Source organism: Coleofasciculus sp. E2-BRE-01, from assembly GCF_040221695.1.
Lineage (GTDB): Bacteria > Cyanobacteriota > Cyanobacteriia > Cyanobacteriales > Coleofasciculaceae > Coleofasciculus.
This window is the reverse complement of record NZ_JAVKEA010000011.1, coordinates 1-13,974: the sequence shown is the minus strand read 5'-3', so window position 1 is coordinate 13,974 and position 13,974 is coordinate 1. Positions and strand designations below refer to the sequence as shown.

17 protein-coding genes are annotated in these 13,974 nt (G+C 46.2%); 9 read left to right on the top strand and 8 right to left on the bottom strand.

Annotation, left to right across the window (positions count from 1 at the left end):
• The first annotated feature begins 214 nt into the window (after positions 1-214).
• Positions 215-451, top strand: coding sequence for a DUF3179 domain-containing (seleno)protein (locus tag RIG66_RS01715; RefSeq protein WP_446374605.1), 237 nt, complete (start codon positions 215-217; stop codon positions 449-451).
• A gap of 46 nt (positions 452-497) precedes the next feature.
• Here RIG66_RS01715 and RIG66_RS01710 read toward each other — a convergent pair whose 3' ends face one another.
• Complete coding sequence (locus tag RIG66_RS01710; protein ID WP_446374603.1) at positions 498-947, bottom strand: type II toxin-antitoxin system VapC family toxin; 450 nt, start codon at positions 945-947, stop codon at positions 498-500.
• The gene (locus RIG66_RS01705) at positions 931-1,137 is read right to left on the bottom strand and encodes a hypothetical protein (RefSeq protein WP_446363316.1); all 207 of its coding nucleotides are present in this window, start codon (positions 1,135-1,137) and stop codon (positions 931-933) included. Before RIG66_RS01705 ends, RIG66_RS01710 begins: the two co-directional genes overlap by 17 nt.
• Before the next feature lie 55 nt (positions 1,138-1,192).
• Here RIG66_RS01705 and RIG66_RS01700 point away from each other — a divergent pair, with 55 nt between their 5' ends.
• From RIG66_RS01700 to RIG66_RS01690, 3 genes are read left to right on the top strand one after another with little or no spacing between them, the layout of a single operon-like run.
• On the top strand, positions 1,193-2,086 hold the full coding sequence (locus RIG66_RS01700) for a hypothetical protein (RefSeq protein ID WP_446374601.1): 894 nt from the start codon (positions 1,193-1,195) through the stop codon (positions 2,084-2,086).
• Positions 2,087-2,383, top strand: coding sequence for a hypothetical protein (locus RIG66_RS01695; protein WP_446374599.1), 297 nt, complete (start codon positions 2,087-2,089; stop codon positions 2,381-2,383).
• 20 nt (positions 2,384-2,403) lie between these two features.
• Positions 2,404-2,874 (top strand): N-acetyltransferase family protein, encoded by a 471-nt coding sequence (locus RIG66_RS01690; RefSeq protein ID WP_446374597.1) that lies wholly within the window; start codon positions 2,404-2,406, stop codon positions 2,872-2,874.
• 277 nt (positions 2,875-3,151) lie between these two features.
• Here RIG66_RS01690 and RIG66_RS01685 read toward each other — a convergent pair whose 3' ends face one another.
• Complete coding sequence (locus tag RIG66_RS01685) at positions 3,152-4,231, bottom strand: Rpn family recombination-promoting nuclease/putative transposase (protein WP_446374595.1); 1,080 nt, start codon at positions 4,229-4,231, stop codon at positions 3,152-3,154.
• 246 nt (positions 4,232-4,477) lie between these two features.
• On the bottom strand, positions 4,478-6,565 hold the full coding sequence (locus RIG66_RS01680; RefSeq protein ID WP_446374593.1) for a thioredoxin domain-containing protein: 2,088 nt from the start codon (positions 6,563-6,565) through the stop codon (positions 4,478-4,480).
• Positions 6,566-6,735: 170 nt separating this feature from the next.
• Here RIG66_RS01680 and RIG66_RS01675 point away from each other — a divergent pair, with 170 nt between their 5' ends.
• Positions 6,736-7,170 carry a DUF4332 domain-containing protein gene (locus tag RIG66_RS01675; RefSeq protein WP_446374591.1) on the top strand — a complete coding sequence of 145 codons (435 nt, stop codon included), beginning with the start codon at positions 6,736-6,738 and terminating at the stop codon, positions 7,168-7,170.
• Between the two features lie 20 nt (positions 7,171-7,190).
• Here RIG66_RS01675 and RIG66_RS01670 read toward each other — a convergent pair whose 3' ends face one another.
• Both RIG66_RS01670 and RIG66_RS01665 read right to left on the bottom strand, forming a co-directional pair.
• The gene (locus RIG66_RS01670) at positions 7,191-7,754 is read right to left on the bottom strand and encodes a Uma2 family endonuclease (RefSeq protein ID WP_446344056.1); all 564 of its coding nucleotides are present in this window, start codon (positions 7,752-7,754) and stop codon (positions 7,191-7,193) included.
• 67 nt (positions 7,755-7,821) lie between these two features.
• Positions 7,822-8,436 (bottom strand): TetR/AcrR family transcriptional regulator, encoded by a 615-nt coding sequence (locus RIG66_RS01665; RefSeq protein ID WP_006098675.1) that lies wholly within the window; start codon positions 8,434-8,436, stop codon positions 7,822-7,824.
• Between the two features lie 155 nt (positions 8,437-8,591).
• On the opposite strand from RIG66_RS01665, the gene RIG66_RS01660 reads away from it, so the two are divergent.
• The 4 genes from RIG66_RS01660 (at position 8,592) to RIG66_RS01645 (ending at position 13,120) form a co-directional block, all read left to right on the top strand.
• Complete coding sequence (locus RIG66_RS01660) at positions 8,592-8,792, top strand: hypothetical protein (protein WP_446374588.1); 201 nt, start codon at positions 8,592-8,594, stop codon at positions 8,790-8,792.
• A 55-nt stretch (positions 8,793-8,847) separates the two neighbouring features.
• Entirely contained in the window at positions 8,848-10,440 is a 1,593-nt protein-coding gene (locus RIG66_RS01655; protein ID WP_446374586.1) for a M16 family metallopeptidase, read from the top strand.
• A gap of 257 nt (positions 10,441-10,697) precedes the next feature.
• On the top strand, positions 10,698-12,179 hold the full coding sequence (locus tag RIG66_RS01650; protein WP_446374584.1) for a M16 family metallopeptidase: 1,482 nt from the start codon (positions 10,698-10,700) through the stop codon (positions 12,177-12,179).
• A gap of 137 nt (positions 12,180-12,316) precedes the next feature.
• Entirely contained in the window at positions 12,317-13,120 is an 804-nt protein-coding gene (locus RIG66_RS01645) for a sulfite exporter TauE/SafE family protein (RefSeq protein WP_446374582.1), read from the top strand.
• 199 nt (positions 13,121-13,319) lie between these two features.
• On the opposite strand, the gene RIG66_RS01640 is transcribed toward RIG66_RS01645, so the two are convergent.
• Positions 13,320-13,586: a hypothetical protein gene (locus tag RIG66_RS01640; protein WP_044204786.1), complete on the bottom strand. Its 267-nt coding sequence runs from the start codon at positions 13,584-13,586 to the stop codon at positions 13,320-13,322.
• A 164-nt stretch (positions 13,587-13,750) separates the two neighbouring features.
• Positions 13,751-13,974: transposase (locus tag RIG66_RS01635; RefSeq protein WP_446374580.1), on the bottom strand; the 224-nt coding region annotated here is incomplete at its 5' end.

Genomic DNA, 13,974 nt, shown 5'->3' with positions numbered 1-13,974 from the left:
AAAACTGAAGGTGAGGAAGTTTTGAGTGTTGATTGTGTAGGGGCGGGTTTTACCATTAACAGTTTTTGTCACCCAGATATGACTAAACCCGCCCCGACGTTTGACCCTGCACTTCGGAAAAATGGCATGGTTTTGATCAGAAACCTTCTGCCCTGGAGTCTCCTAAGTCCTACCTTCTGCCTACTCCTATGGAACTACGAGTGGAGCCTATCCCATGAACAAAGCCCTAAAAATAACTCTCAGTGGTATCTCCCTGGTTGCCTTACTTTTTGGTCTATTAATTGTAGAACCTGGTGACTGGCTAGCCGAGTATCCTGATAGTAAAATTCTCTCTACGGATACGGGATACAGCCGCGACTACATGGATTATCCCTACGGCAACTATTACACTTTTCCCGGAGTAAAACAGGCAGATTCTCATCTTAAATTAAGAAAAAATCGCCCCGCTTAGGTGGGCGCGACATTCTTCATCCCCCTATTTATCCTAGGGTAGTTGATTAAAAATGACTCGGATCGATCGCCTCAATTTGAGAACACCAAGAAAAGTCCTTGATATTAAAAGTGTAGATTGTGTTAACTTGATGGGCTAACATAATCCCAATGTGGAGTAAATCAAAAACTCCTCCATTGGTTACAGGTCTTTCTGTCAATAGACTCATCCAACGTTCAAACAGATCGACGGGAGTTGAAAGTAAGCAAATATGGGGCATCTGGCAAATCCGTTTAATGCGGATAATTGCTTCCGTTGGCTGTAAAGGGTTGGCTAAAATAGCAGGATTAGTAATATAGGAATAAAATTCGGCTAAAACCTGTGATGAGACACACAAAATTTCCCTTTCGGTGGGTCGAAAGATTTGTAATGCCGCTTTATGTTGAGGAGCTTTGGTGTTAGCAACATAAGCAAGGATATTAGTATCCAGATAAATTCGTTTAGCTTCTGTTGCCATAAAGCATAGTCCGATTAAAGGGTTGGAGAATTTCACTTTCAAAAAACAAGGAATTGAGGTCTGATTCTGAGAGATGTTCTGGGTTTAATTGATTCTGCTGCTGATTGATAGTTTTAAAGGTTTCTATCATTAGATAAATTTGCTCGATTTGTTCAGGGGTGAGTCCAGTGATATCAATAGTTTGACTCATTTTTTTAGCTGGGGGCTAGGGTTTGCTGATATTTTAGCGAATTTGAGGGATTGGGGTGAAGGTTCAGAAACCCGGTTTCTTTAAGTCAGCTTTACTCTTTCTGGATTTCCAATTTGGCGAAGTGTTCTTGCACGAGGCGATGGATAAAGCGGTAGCGGTTGCCGACTCGTTGCAGGATGAGGCGTTCTGTGCATTAGTCGAGGAAGCGGGTGATATTACTCACACTCCTGCTATTGCCTTTGTCCACTATCGCGAGTTTCACATCTCAAATGAAAACCCTATATGGGAAAATTTACTCAAACGGCGATCGCGGAATGGAACAGACATGAGAACGTCTAAGTGGGTAATGTTGGTAGTCTTAGGAATAATCTGTGCGATCGCGGCGATCTGTTTTTCCCCGAAACCCCAATCGGCTATTCCCCAGGAACCCAGTTACGCCCTGAATCAGCCAACGAGAAATCAACCGCCTTTTTATCCCATTGAACAAGATATTGACCCAAAATTATATCATTCCGTCGGGGATTGGGTAGGACGATTAATTTTACCCAATCCGGACGAAATACAAGCCGATTCAACCTCCGATTGGGTTTGGTTTCAGGTGTACAATGCCCCTGACGCCACCCAGGATTTAATCGGTGACAAGGTGCGTCTCGAATGGCAGGAAACGCCCCAGATACAGGCTTGGCTACAGCAGCATCCTGATCATCCCCAAACCCAGCGATTTCAGGCATTAGTGGCGTTAGGAAAGGAACTGGAACAGAATTTAACGCCCTTGGGGGTAGTGCGTTCCGACTGGAAGCAAAACGCCGAAACCTTGGCTGGTGTGGGCGATGGCTTTGTGCAGGATAATCAGTTATTAGACGGGATTTTGAGTTGGCGGACGATTATGCGCCGTCGAGGACAGGATATCATTACCGATTTGTTGCTTGACAAAGGAGCGAAACTGTGAGTGTTACAAACCTTTCAAGTTCCTGGGGGAGATGGGTCAATTTTCCCGGTTGCGCCAACGGTATTATTGGGACAGGTTCCCGTCTTGTCAACGCTGTTAATTCGCGTAGTGGCGGGATTAACGACATTACCGAGTGGCTGGGGATGGTTGATCTGTGCAGGTATTGGCTTAGGGTATGCTGCGATCGCGATTCCCTTCGGTTTGATGACGGGTTTTTTACAATTCCGTTGGGATTTCAATTGGAATCAGTTCTTTTTCCACGTCAAACAGACTGAGATTTTGCACGACTCGCACTAACGTTTACGCCGATAGAGGTTATGAGGATTCGGATTGCTCAAGCATCGGATATTCCCGAATTAGCCAAACTGTATCAAGAAACGGTACTCGCGATCGCGCCTCAATTCTACTCTGATGATCAAACCCATAGCTGGGCGTCGTTTGCTAAGGATAGGGTTGGGTTTCGGGAGTTCATTTTGTCAGGGACAACATTTCTGGCGGTGGATGAAACCGGGATTCTCGGCTTTGCGGGAATAGCCAATAATGGTCATATTCTCTCAGCTTATGTGCGGCGCGATCGCATCCATCAAGGGATTGGTTCTCAGCTTATGGACATTCTCTTGGATTATGCTAAACGTCACAGGATTCAGCGCTTATATGCAGAAGCGAGTGAGTTTAGTTTGGGGTTGTTTAAAAGGTTTGGTTTTCAGGTTTATGATATGGAGATTGTCGAGCGTCAAGGGGTGGAGTTTCAGCGCTATTTGGTTGAACGATTTACCCTCATTCCTTAACTTTTTCAGTTTGAGACAATAGGGCACGGCAATGCCGTACCCCTACGTTAGGGATAATTGATGGGGTAGGGGCACGATACTAAGCTGTCATGCATTTAAATTGGGTATTAGTAGCGAGCAAGATGCTCGCACTACAAGGCTTTCGCCATTATTGACATTAAGGTTTAAATGCCGAACAGCTTATCGTGTCCTAATCTAGCTGAATTCAACTGCCAAGAGTTGATCTAAAAGCAACAGCCAGCAACCGCAGATGGTAGGTGGGCAATGATTGCCCACCCTACTCAATCGCCTGTTGTAGGATTGCTTTATTAACCGAAGGTCTCAAAGTTTCCAGGGATGCAAGATTCGTCGCCAATAATTCCTCTACCATAGCTGCCACCTTCCCAGAGACACGATCACGCCAAGCCTGACGCTGTAGGGAATGTCCATCCTGCTTACACCATTGTGCGATCGCCTCAGATAAATCTTCTATCTTATTGGGTAACGGTTCAATCAACTCAGCCAACTCAGCCAACTCTTGAGGCGAAAAAAGCGATCGTTGATGCTGTAACAGTTCAATAAAAGCCACAACATTTTGTTCAGCAAATAACCGTGCGGCTGGTTGAACTACTTCCCCAGGCAAATCCAATCCTTCAGCAATCATCTCCACACTCAAACCTAACTGCATTAGGCGGTGTATGGCTTTTAACTTGGTTTCTTGTCTGCCTTCTTCTTGCGCTTCCTGATAAACCTTGGTTTGTTTGAGTTCACTTAACCCGAACATAGCTTGTATCTCCTCTCGGCTTTTTTGCGGTAATTTGTAAACGATGATTGTCTCGATTAAATCAATCAGATTCTGTTTAGTCGTCTCATCGGTTATCTGGACTTGGGCTTGTTCAATCAAGCGTCTTGCTTGTTCCGGGGCTGTCTTTTCCCTCTCAATCACTAGCTTAACAACATTAACCCCCAGAGAATCCGATGCCTCCTCTCCTAACTCATCTAAGTATATCCGAGTAACCCGGATGAAAAGTTCCCTAAAGTGTAACGGTTGTTCCCTTTCAATCCGACGAGTGGGATAAATGACCACAACCCGCCATTGATGGGCAGGTTTGTATTGCTTCAGAAAAATAAACAGTTCCGTAAATACACGATAATATAAATTCTCATCCGGTTGAAACTGAACCTCGACCACATAAAAGGGTTCGTTTGATTGTTCATTCTTCGGCAGAAACAACCCATCGAGTCGAAATGACAGTTCCTTAATTTCACGGGATGTGAATTCATACATCTCGGCTTGTTCTGCGGATTGGTTGATCAGTTCAAAGAAGATACTGGGAAACCCTTTGAACAAGCGATAAAAAATGCTGTCAGTTTTCACGTTCTCCTTGGGCTTTCCATCACACAGTTGACGATTAATACTTTGTCACCCCAGAAGCGGAAAATTCCTATCACCACAATCTTGACAAATTAAACGGATTATGAGTTAAGCCAGGACAGACGACGCGATCGCACCTGTGGAAACCGTGTAGGGGCGACCCGCCTGCATCAATTAACAAACTACTCCACTCAATTGGATTGGGTCGCCCTTTACTCAATGCAACAAAAACGCTTAAACTTGCTCACATCAATAGCCCCGGGTTTGACTTTTCTCGACTTGCGCCAATAATTGTTCCTGGGTATGAGCCGTAGGTTTACAACTGAGTCCCTGACAAACTAAGCCAACGGAATCCTCCGGAAGACTGGGTTCTAATCGATACATAATCGCCGGAAAATACTGAGTCATTAGGGATAAAATCTGAGCCACGCTGGTGCGAATTAAGGTAGAATTGCGGAACCAATCTAAAGCCGTAAACAGACTAGGACAGGATTGGGATGACTGGTTCATCACACTACTAAACGCATTCAGGGCTTGTTCTGCGCGATCAAGATAAGCCAAGTTTTCCGTGAGTAACGTCAGACGCACCAAATTCGCGATCGCGACACCATTCGCCGCAGGTGTGGCATTATCGGTATAACTGCGTTCCCGTACTAATAAATCCCCACTACTATCATTAGCAGCGTTATAGTAGCCTGCGAGTTCCACACTCCACAGGTATTCGTCAAATTCGTCCTGTACCTTAATCGCTTCCTCTAACCAAATATCCGGGATTGGCGATTGGGAAGACTCCTGTGCCGTTGCTAATCCTAGTGAGGCTTGATGCAAATCTAATAACGCTTTAATAAATAACGCATAATCTTCCGACTGTGCCAATACAGACGCTTGACCTTCGTAATTCAGCCGATGGAAACGCTGATCAACCCATTGATTCTCCAGAATAAATTTAGCGGCTGTTGTAGCTAATTCCAGGTATTCGGGTTTACGAAATACGCCATACGCCCTGGCTAAACCAGAAATCATCAGGCTATTCCATGCCACAATCATTTTCGTATCTGTAACCGCCGGAATCCGACCTGACCAATTCTTGGTTTTTGCCTCCTGATTGTTTTGGGCGGGGGGGAAGGTTTTTAAGCTATCGGGAGGGGAACCATAACGGGCAGTAAATAGTTTTGCTAATGCCGTTTCTAAGGTATCGCTTAACTGATCCGAATAACGGCGCTGCAACACATTTTGTCCTTCAAAATTTCCCTCAGAAGTAACCGTAAATTGTTCTTGCAATTCTGCCAATTCATCAACGGTGAGGAGTTGCTGCAATTCGGCATAACTCCAGACATAAAATGCCCCTTCTTCCGGTTCGGCGGCGCTGGGTTCGGTGAAACTATCGGCATCTTGGGCGGCGTAAAAATAGCCGGACGAGGCGGTCATTTCCCGTGTCAGCCATTGCACGGTTCCCGATATTGCCCGTTCAAATGCAGATTCTTTAATCCCCGCACTCCACAGATTCGCCAGATACTCGACAATCTGCCCATTATCGTAGAGCATTTTTTCAAAGTGGGGTACCGTCCAAGTGGCGTCTACGGTGTAGCGATGAAAGCCGCCTGCAACATGATCATAGATTCCCCCTTTGGCTAAATCTAACCCACGCGATCGCGACGCTTGGTACGCATCAACCTCGGACATTTCCTGGAAGCGAATTCCCCGCAAGGCTAAATCCGCATAGGGAATCATCGGAAAACTTGGTCCATAACTCCCACTATCTACAATCCGGATTGTCTTGTCCATCCCCTGGCGCAGTAACTCAGCCGTGAGTTGTCCTGAAGCGGGGAGGAGAACCGACTGTTGCAGATGACCAAGAATTTCTTGTTTAAAGTTTTGCAGCTTGGTCTTTTCCACATCATAGAAGCGGCGAATCGCTTGCAATACCTGTAAAAAGCCCGGACGCCCATAGCGCGGTTCGACAGGGAAATACGTCCCGCCGTAAAAGGGAACCCGATCCTCTGGCGTCAGAAAGATATTCAGGGGCCAACCCCCTTGACCCGTCATCATTTGCAACGCCTGCATATAAATGCTATCAATATCTGGGCGTTCTTCCCGGTCTACCTTAATCGGCAAGAAATTGGCATTCATGTACTGTGCGATCGCCGGATCAGAAAAGGCTTCCCCTTCCATCACCGTACACCAGTGGCAGCTTGAGTAACCAATGGACAAGAAAATTGGCTTATTGTCTGCTTTGGCAGTGAATAAAGCTTCATCACTCCAGGGCCACCAATCGATGGGGTTTTCCGCATGCTTACGCAGATAAAGGCTTTGGCATTGGGCAAGGCGATTGGTCATAGTGACTCTTAGTGACTCTTGATGCTCTCTGGATCAGTGTATCGCGGTTCGCGGTTTTGGTCTTCCCCAGTGGGACGAAGTTTCGTGCGGTTCGCGATCGCAACCCACCTAATGTAATGATGATAGGCTAAAGTCCTTACATCTTAATCACCTGTTCCCCAATCCCCAGAATGTCTAATCATAGTAAAATCCATCACCGTAGTAATGCCGTCCGCGATCGCGCCATTGAACATCTTCCTGGATTGAGTGAGCAAGATTGCGCTAAACTTCAGCAGCAGGGAATTACGACAACAGATCAACTCCTCAAAGTAGCGAATAGTCGCCAATCTCAACAAGCGTTAGCTAATCAACTGCAAATCAAGGCACAATATGTGTATAAATGGGTCGCACTGGCTGATTTAGCTCGCGTACCCAGTATTGGCTATGAATACTGTGGGTTATTGCTGCACGCGGGCATTATTTCAGTCAAGCAGCTTGCTCAAACACCGACTCACAAGTTACACCAGCAAGTTTTACGACTGCAAGTGGCAACAATGCAACGGCGTGATCTGAGTCCTACTGTTGATCAAGTCGCCGCCTGGATTCAACAAGCGCGGGAATTATAGAGATGGGCTAGGGCGCGTCTCTACTCCAACAACCAAGCCAATAAATCTCCGACTGTAATTTGCAACTCACTGGCAAAAGATGGTACAGGAAGCAATGCTTCTGGCTGATCAAACACTTCAGTTTCTTGTCTGGGACGATAAACAAAAACGGTTTGCTCATCCGGATCAATTAACCAACCCATTTGAGTTTCATACTTCAAGCAATGAAGGATGTTTTTCGTAACTTTTGTTTGGCTTTGATTCGGTGACAAAATTTCAATTGTCCAATCTGGAGCGATAGGAAACGTGTTAGCAACTTGTCCATTGTCGTCACGGGGAATCCGGCTACAAACCAAAACAGCGATGTCGGGGACAATTGAACGCCCACCAAAGGTACAACGCAACTCTGGGAACGCACGCGCTATGCGTTTAGGTTTGACAACGGCATTAATCGCAGGTACAAGTTCACCTTGAATCGTACTGTGTTTTCCTTGGGGCATCGGTTTTTGAATAATCTTACCATCAATGTATTCACTGGCAGGTTTGGTTTCTGGTTGTTGCAGAAACTCTTCCAGTGTCAAAGGTACGTAAGGTGCTTGTACCATTTTGGATTGCCTCCAAGACTGACAGACTGATTCTTATTAGAGTAGATCAACTTTCAATTGCTAATTCCTAATCCTTCGCTAACACACCATTAAGGAAAATATCAGCAATGCCTTCTGCCATGTCTTGCACATCTTTGAGGGAGGCTCCTGGTTCCATAATCGTCTCATCGCTAAACCCCGCCACAGCAAACATGCCTAAAAATACCCTGGCTACAACCTTGGGGTTAGTCCGCCGATAGATCCCCCGCTCCATTGCCGTTTCAAAGAACGCTTCTGCCACATCGGACATTTTAGCAATGACTTCCGACTGGATGCGATCGCGTAAATCGGGGTGAAACTGGGCTTCCATAAAACAAACCCGCATCATATCCGCATTTTCATGCATCCGCATCATCCGTCGCCGCATCACCTGCGCCACGGCTTTATAACTCCCCATTTCGCTCAATTCCGTCAGCAAATCCGTGAGCAATTCCACCCATCCTTGAGTCGCCACCTCGACTAATATGGCTTTCTTATTCTCAAAATGGCGAAATAGAGTCCCTTCAGCAACACCCGCTTTTGCCGCTAAGTCACGGGTTGTTGTCCCGTTATACCCTCGACTGGCAAATAAACGTTGGGCAGCATCTAGGATACGCTGCTTTGTCTCTGTTTCTGATTGAGGGGGCTGATGTAAGATTCGCATTGGACTCCAAAATGAGCTGCAAGGGTTATGGGCGACAGGTTATCTATGCCAGAAAAGGCACGCTTTTAAGATCAGACGTATTTTACACTAGGTTATTTCTTCCCCCAAACGGGTGAAAATTTACAAAAAGTTAGTTGTCATGAACGACAAGCCGCATGGTAGGGGAAGATGAGGGAGATGGGGAAGATGGGGAAGATGGGGGAGATGGGGAAGATGGGGGAGATGAGGGAGATGGGGAAGATGAGGGAGATGGGGGAGATGGGGGAGATGGGGGAGATGGGGGAGCTAAACTAGATAAAGTCCTGTCCTATGATATTTTGTCTCCCCTAACCCAAAACATTAAAAATCACGAATGACGTAGCTTGCTTCTCAAGGGAGCGAGTATGACAAATGACAAATGACGAATGACAAATGACAAAGAACCGATCTATTTTGCGTTTTCTGCGTTGGACTGTTCACTTGAAAAAATACCCCTGGCGCTCCATCCTAGGAGCGTTCTTAGTCGTAACTTTAGTATGGAGTAGTATCCCGTTGGGGGCTTTGGCTCGCAGCGAAACTCCACCGACGAACGCCGAATCAATCCAACCTTACTTGGATGGCGTCGTTGACCAGGTGACGGAGTTTCGCCTGGATAATGGGATGAAGTTCATTGTTCTAGAACGCCATCAAGCCCCCGTTGTCTCCTTTGCCACCTATGCTGATGTCGGTGGCGTTGATGAACCTGTAGGCAAAACGGGTGTGGCTCACTTTCTGGAACATTTAGCCTTTAAGGGAACCAACCAAATCGGCACCCGAAATTATCAGGCAGAAAAACCCCTGTTAAACCGCTTGGATCAGTTAGCGGCACAAATTAAAGCCGCGAAAAAGGCAGGGGACGAGGCAAAGGTTGCCGAATTAAAAGAGGAGTTTGCCCAAGTTGAAGCCCAAGCTGCTAGCTTGGTCAAGCAAAATGAGTTTGGTCAAATCGTTGAACAAGCTGGAGGTGTCGGATTAAATGCCGCCACGTCAGCCGATGCGACTGTTTATTTCTACAGCTTCCCCTCCAACAAACTGGAACTGTGGATGTCTTTAGAGTCGGAACGCTTTCTAGAACCTGTGTTTCGGGAATTTTATAAAGAACAAGAGGTGATTCTGGAAGAACGGCGTCTGCGAACCGACAACTCGCCCATCGGTAAAATGATCGAGGCGTTTCTGGATACCGCGTTCCAAGTCCATCCCTATCGGCGTCCTGTAATTGGGTATGACGAAGACATCCGCAACCTGACTCGCGACGATGTGCGGCAATTCTTTGAAACTCATTATGTTCCCAGTGAATTAACCATGGCGGTAGTGGGTGATGTTGATCCTGATGAGGTTAAAGAGTTAGCTCAAACGTACTTCGGACGCTATGAGGCAAAACCCCCTGCCCCTGAAGTAAACATTGTCGAACCTCCCCAGCAACAAACGCGGGAGGTGACGTTGGAACTACAGTCTCAACCCTGGTATTTAGAAGGATACCATCGACCCTCTCGTACCCATCCTGACCATGTAGTCTATGAAATTATCGGGCGTTTACTCAGCGATGGTCGCACCTCTCGCCTGTATGAATCGTTGGTTCAAGAAAAACAAGTCGCCCTCTCCGCCGCCGGATTTAGCGGGTTTCCGGGAGATAAGTATCCCAATCTGATGCTGTTATATGCCCTAACTGCACCAGGACATACCGTTGAAGAAGTAGCGACAGCCCTGCGAGAAGAAATTGAGCAACTCAAAACCGAACCCGTTTCAGCCCAAGAGTTGGAACGAGTGAAAACCCAAGCCCGTGCTGGCTTATTGCGATCGCTCGATTCTAATATGGGAATGGCACGTAATTTAGTGGAATATCAGGTGAAAACAGGCGACTGGCGCAATCTGTTTAATGAACTCCAGGCAATCGCCAAAGTTACACCGGCTGATATCCAACGGGTGGCTCAATCGACGTTTACACCCGACAATCGCACCATTGGACGATTGTTGTCGAGTCAATAGTCTTATGTCTTATGTCAGGGAACAGGGAACAGGGAACAGGGAACAGGGAATAGGGAACACCTCTGCTTACCTCGGCTTACTTCGGCTTACCTCGACTTCGCTCGGTAACACGCTTGGTGTGTAACCGAGAACAGTAAAGAATGTCCTAACCTGCCAAGGTAGCTGCTATATTCCTCAAACCCTTACATAAGACATAAGCACCAATGACCAATGACAATAAGAGCCGTTAACTTTAATTTTTCCCATCTACTTATCTAATGAGCAATCTTACATTGAACAGATTCCGTCGAAAAGCTTGGCGCTGGTGTGGACTACTGGTTGCCACAATGCTGTTGGTTGTCGTATCGCGCACGCCTGCTGTGGCGGCTACGGCGAAGCACTATACCGAGTTAACCTTTCCGCCTCTGTCAGAAATTCAGATCCCGGAGTATACTCGCTATCAACTGGATAATGGCATCGTTGTCTATTTAATGGAAGACCACGAATTGCCCTTGGTGAGTGGAACCGCGATGATTCGGACAGGCGATCGCCTTGAACCCGCTGATCAGGTGGGTTTAGCCAATATTACGGGAGAAGTTCTCCGCACTGGTGGAACAACAGAACATTCGCCGGATGAACTAAATCAGTTACTCGAACAACGAGCGGCGTCTGTGGAAACAGGGATTAGCACGTCAAGTGGTAGCGCTAGTTTCAATGCCCTCAGCGAAGATGTGGATATGGTGTTTGACTTATTTGCTGAGGTGATTCAAAAGCCTGCCTTTGCCGAAGATAAGCTGGAGTTGGCGAAAAAGCAACAAGCGGGACAAATTGCCCGTCGCAATGATGATCCTAAAGATATTGCCAGTCGCGAATTTACTAAACTGATTTATGGGAATCAGAGTCCCTATGCCCGCACGATCGAATATGAAACCCTAGCCAATATCTCCCGTGACGATGTGGTGGAATTTTATCAGAACTACTTCCATCCAGAACGGATGATTTTGGGTATCGTGGGAGATTTTGATTCCGATGAGATGCGATCGCGGATTCAGGAGAAGTTTGGTAACTGGAACCCCCCATCCCCTCCCCCAGAAATAACCGTACCCTCTGCATCCCAGGCAAAGGAAGAGGGTTTATTTGTCGTGGATCAGGATCAACTCACCCAAAGTTATGTGTATCTGGGGCATATTGGCGGAGAATTTGATAACCCTGATTATCCGGCGTTGGATGTAATGAATCAGATCCTGAATGGGTTTGGCGGACGGTTATTTAACGAAGTGCGATCGCGCCAAGGGTTAGCCTATTCCGTCTATGGCTTCTGGAGTCCTCGCCATGACTATCCTGGAATGTTTGTTGCGGGTGGACAAACTCGTTCTGAAGCAACTGTATCCTTGATTCAAGCGATTCGCTCAGAAATAGAGAAAATCCGCACCACCCCTGTCACCCCAGACGAACTTGAGTCTGCTAAAGACCAAGTTTTAAACTCATTTGTGTTTAACTTCCAAGATCCCAGCCAAACCTTATCGCGGCTGATGCGGTATGAATATTATGGGTATCCCGAAGATTTTCTCTTCCGCTATCAGCAGAAGGTGAAAGAGACGACGATTGAAGATGTCCAACGGGTGGCTCAAAAGTATCTCCAACCCAATCAACTGGTTACATTAGTCGTTGGGAATACGGATGCGATTCAGCCTCCGTTAACCAGTCTGTCGAACAATGTTACATCGTTAGATATCACCATTCCCGAACAAAGCAGTTAGTGATGTAAATTTGTTTGTAGTGAGCACTTTAGTGCTTTAAAGCCTAGCCGGAGAGGGCTAAAGCCCTCACTACGAACCCTGTCTGGTGCGTTAGCGTAGCGTAACGCACCAGACAAATGACATAAGACCAATAACCAATGACACCGACCCAGTTATTAATTTTTGCATCTGCTGGCTTATTTGCCGGAATCCTAGCCGGCTTTTTGGGAATCGGTGGCGGTACAGTTCTTGTACCTTTATTAGTAACCTTAGGATATGACTATCAACAAGCCGTTGCTACAAGTACCTTGTCAATCGTGATTACAGCGATTTCGGGTACATTACAGAATTGGCGGCTGGGTAACATAAATTTTAAACGGATCATAGTCATTGGCTTTCCAGCTATTATAACAGCGCCAATTGGCGCTTATTTAACAGAATTATTTGCCGACTACTGGTTAAAGGCGGCATTTGGACTATTACTCCTACTTAATATTTACTTAGTTCGACTCCGCAAACGTTTGAAAGCCAGAGAAAAGCAAGACTCTCCCGAAACAGGAACTTCCCGACAAACTCCGCACTCGAAAAGCCAAGCAGCATTAGCCAGAATTGGCACAGGAAGTACAGCAGGTTTACTCGCTGGTGTATTTGGTGTGGGTGGCGGTGTGATTCTAGTTCCCTTGCAAATTTTACTGTTGGGAGAGAGCATTAAAACGGCAATTCAGACAAGTTTAGGGGTGATTGTGATTACCGCAATTTCGGCTTGTGTTGGTCATGCTGTACAAGGGAATGTGTTATGGATTGAGGGATTACTTCTGGGTACAGGGGGTTTATTGGGAGCGCAAATCAGTACCCGTTTTTTGCCTAAATTACCAGATCAAGTGGTTAGTTTGGCATTTAGTGCATTACTGGCTATCTTAGCCATTTACTTTTTCTGGCAGGCATGGCAAAGTTATAGCTGAACTGGCACAGGCTTTCTTCTGGGTTTCCATGGTCAATTGTATGAGTCGGCTATTCTGCCTCGTGTCCAATTCGATGATATCTGCTCTCCACTCGATTGGTTAATGTTTCTGGACAATTTTCCAGACGATTAAATGTAATTTTTCCCGCCAGGACTACGGGTTGTTTTCTCTCTTTTGTGAGAAATCCGGATCAAGGGTATTATTTCGACTTTCGTTTCGACTTGGGCGGTGTTCGGTGTGCGCCGAAGTATTTTTCACTGCGGTAGCGAAGCCACACTCGCAACACTTGAGGAATCTGTTCTTTTTGTTCTTTGGTCAGGGTATTATAAAGAGCTAAAGCGCGATCGCGTTCTCGGCGACAGGCAGGATTATTGTGAGCATCCCAGTAGCTACGGGCAACCCGAATCCGCCGACAAACTTCCTTAATCAGTGCTTTTCCGGTGAGGGGTTGTTTCTGCTTTGCCATACTTTAATCAGAATGCACTACTCTCAATCCTAACCTTTAGCCGGAAGGCGTTTGCCCTTACTGGGGGGGCTGAATACCATGACATCTCCGAAAAGCTCTGTCAAAATAGAGCTATTCAGCATAGGGGATGGTATGATGCGGATTTGGGCCTTCCGGACTTAGTGTTATAAACTGTTTAAATAATTCAACAAAAGTAAAGCGCGTATTGTAAAATCATTAAAGTTCCTGAAGCCAAATCCACACCGTTTTAATAGTTTCAGCTTATTGTTAACTCCTTCAACTACTCCATTTGTTGTTCTACTTTCAAAATACCCCACAACTTCAGCAAACCATCGTTTTATTGCTGATGCACTTTTTTTATAGTAAATTTGAGCCTTATCTAACCAAT

What these genes read in the sequence shown, in the direction of transcription:
- RIG66_RS01715 (WP_446374605.1), top strand. Translation starts at nt 215, where the DNA reads ATGAACAAAGCCCTAAAAATAACTCTCAGTGGTATCTCCCTGGTTGCC.
- RIG66_RS01710 (WP_446374603.1), bottom strand. Translation starts at nt 947, where the DNA reads ATGGCAACAGAAGCTAAACGAATTTATCTGGATACTAATATCCTTGCT.
- RIG66_RS01705 (WP_446363316.1), bottom strand. Translation starts at nt 1,137, where the DNA reads ATGAGTCAAACTATTGATATCACTGGACTCACCCCTGAACAAATCGAG.
- RIG66_RS01690 (WP_446374597.1), top strand. Translation starts at nt 2,404, where the DNA reads ATGAGGATTCGGATTGCTCAAGCATCGGATATTCCCGAATTAGCCAAA.
- RIG66_RS01680 (WP_446374593.1), bottom strand. Translation starts at nt 6,565, where the DNA reads ATGACCAATCGCCTTGCCCAATGCCAAAGCCTTTATCTGCGTAAGCAT.
- RIG66_RS01675 (WP_446374591.1), top strand. Translation starts at nt 6,736, where the DNA reads ATGTCTAATCATAGTAAAATCCATCACCGTAGTAATGCCGTCCGCGAT.
- RIG66_RS01670 (WP_446344056.1), bottom strand. Translation starts at nt 7,754, where the DNA reads ATGGTACAAGCACCTTACGTACCTTTGACACTGGAAGAGTTTCTGCAA.
- RIG66_RS01665 (WP_006098675.1), bottom strand. Translation starts at nt 8,436, where the DNA reads ATGCGAATCTTACATCAGCCCCCTCAATCAGAAACAGAGACAAAGCAG.
- RIG66_RS01660 (WP_446374588.1), top strand. Translation starts at nt 8,592, where the DNA reads ATGGTAGGGGAAGATGAGGGAGATGGGGAAGATGGGGAAGATGGGGGA.
- RIG66_RS01655 (WP_446374586.1), top strand. Translation starts at nt 8,848, where the DNA reads ATGACAAAGAACCGATCTATTTTGCGTTTTCTGCGTTGGACTGTTCAC.
- RIG66_RS01650 (WP_446374584.1), top strand. Translation starts at nt 10,698, where the DNA reads ATGAGCAATCTTACATTGAACAGATTCCGTCGAAAAGCTTGGCGCTGG.
- RIG66_RS01645 (WP_446374582.1), top strand. Translation starts at nt 12,317, where the DNA reads ATGACACCGACCCAGTTATTAATTTTTGCATCTGCTGGCTTATTTGCC.
- RIG66_RS01640 (WP_044204786.1), bottom strand. Translation starts at nt 13,586, where the DNA reads ATGGCAAAGCAGAAACAACCCCTCACCGGAAAAGCACTGATTAAGGAA.